Here is a 1,917-nt window from a genome sequence, read left to right on the forward strand (position 1 = left end):
TCAGACTGCCTAAAAATGATTTGATGCCGCTGCCTGTCCGTATGCTTTGGGCGAAGTGATATAAGGCTGTTTGAAAATCGGCGGCAACGTTTGCGCCTGTATCGTCCATAAATGAAAAGTAAAACACATTGAAGCCCATACGTTCGGCAGTAGGGGCAATGTCTTTTAATAGAAATTGTGTTTTACCCATACGGCGCGGGGCAAAGAGTGTAAACGCATGTGTGATGCCGTTTAGGCTGGTTAGCAGTCTCTCTGCATAATCGGCTCGGCGGTAATATAAAGCGTCTTGTGTTTGCATGATATTTAGCCGTTTTGGTCTTTGTTGGATATTATTATACATTCAATAAATAATTATACAAATGATGTATGACTTTATCTAAGGCGGCTTTTAGGGTGTTGGCTTCGATTACGGGGTGCATCGGCCACAATAGGCAATAAAAAACACCAGCGGGGCGGCTGGTGTTTGTAGGTTTCAGGTAGCCTTAACAGGGCTGTAATTCTCCCTGCCATGTTTCTGATTTGGTTAACACGATACGGCTGTTTTTGGCTTTATCAATAGCGTTGAATGTTTGTACCAAGCTATAAATACTGGTGTCTTTGACTTGATGCCCTGTAAACAATACACGCATCAATCTGTCAGCATAGGGCGGCAACAGGGTTTCTTTTTTCTCCCAGCGCGCTACCGTTTGATTATCCACCCCCATGAATGCACCCACATCGCTTTGGCTCATGCCTAGCTGTTGGCGGATAAAACGAAACTCTGCTGCTGTAAGTGCATCTTGTTGTTTTACCAATTCAAGCGCAATGACTGTATCTAGCTCATTTGCGTGGTCAATATGCACTGCCTCGCCGTATGGTGTCTGCTCGATGGTGTAGCCGTTTACCAGCCATACATTATCAAGCCCTGATAATTTGTATTGATACATGATAGCTATTCCTCTGTGTTAATAACGGTTACAACAATGGCGGTAGGATCGGCGGGATTGATTGCAGCTACCACATCATAATTTACACCTGCCATATAGTGGCTTAGACGGCATTCATAGGTGTGATAGTCGGTATTGTGTACAAGGTGTCTATGTGCTTCCGATATGCCAGCTAATAGGCATTGGTGAACCATAATGCGGGATATACTACGCTCCAACATGCGCTGCTCTGCATGGGCGGTATAAAAAACTTTGCCGTCTGTGGCCGCCATCCTGATTAGCCTGATTATCTCTTGCTTATCCATGTTTCCCTTACTTATATATCAAAATGATAGATTAAAGCCCACTGGTGTGCAATAGGGTTTACGTTCAGCAACAAAAAACAGCAACGGAACTAGTGTTTGTTACTTTCAGGCAACCTATAACCCGCTGGCAACAGCTTTCAGGCTATCCACTGCTCTGTTATACCGCTCTTTCAGATAATCGCTATACCACTGCATCATTGCCCGGCGTTCTTCCATATAGTCAGCTCGGTTATAGGCGGCTCTTATCTTGTTTTCTTCAACGTGGGCAAGCTGTAATTCGATAGCATCAGGATTAAAGCCTTGTTCATTCAGTACGCTACTGGCGAGGCTGCGGAAGCCGTGGGGTGTGGCAATGCCTTTATAGCCCATGTTATTGATGATTTTGCCTAAGGTATTTTCACTGATATAGCCGCTGGTGTTCTTGTGGCTCGGGAATAGATACGGTGTTTCCCCCGTCAGGTCGTAAAGCTCTTGCAACAGCTCAATTGTCCAATCCGACAATGGAACTTCATGCGGTCTTGGCCGCTTCATTCTTTCGGCCGGAACGCGCCATAGCTTGGCCTTGAAGTCGATTTCTGCCCACATACCGCCCCGCAATTCGGTATTACGCAAAAACACCAGCATAATCAACATCACGCCGATTCTGTTCTGCTGGTTCACATCGGCCACAAGCAAGCGGCGGTAAA

The 1,917-nt window shown here is 45.7% G+C and carries 3 protein-coding genes and 1 pseudogene; all 4 read right to left on the minus strand.

All coding sequences use genetic code 11. The features are described from left to right. Nucleotides 1-298 (minus strand): annotated as a pseudogene (locus tag ACEPPX_RS11650) (ATP-binding protein); the annotation flags it as partial. Between the two features lie 184 nt (nucleotides 299-482). Next, nucleotides 483-926, minus strand: coding sequence for a helix-turn-helix domain-containing protein (locus ACEPPX_RS11655; protein WP_416624173.1), 444 nt, complete (start codon nucleotides 924-926; stop codon nucleotides 483-485). Nucleotides 927-931: 5 nt separating this feature from the next. Continuing rightward, complete coding sequence (locus ACEPPX_RS11660) at nucleotides 932-1,198, minus strand: DUF4258 domain-containing protein (protein WP_416624174.1); 267 nt, start codon at nucleotides 1,196-1,198, stop codon at nucleotides 932-934. Between the two features lie 147 nt (nucleotides 1,199-1,345). Beyond that, the coding region (locus ACEPPX_RS11665; protein WP_416624175.1) for a tyrosine-type recombinase/integrase at nucleotides 1,346-1,917 on the minus strand (572 nt) is incomplete at its 5' end.

This window comes from Neisseria sp. S1 (assembly GCF_048060015.1).
Lineage (GTDB): Bacteria > Pseudomonadota > Gammaproteobacteria > Burkholderiales > Neisseriaceae > Neisseria > Neisseria arctica.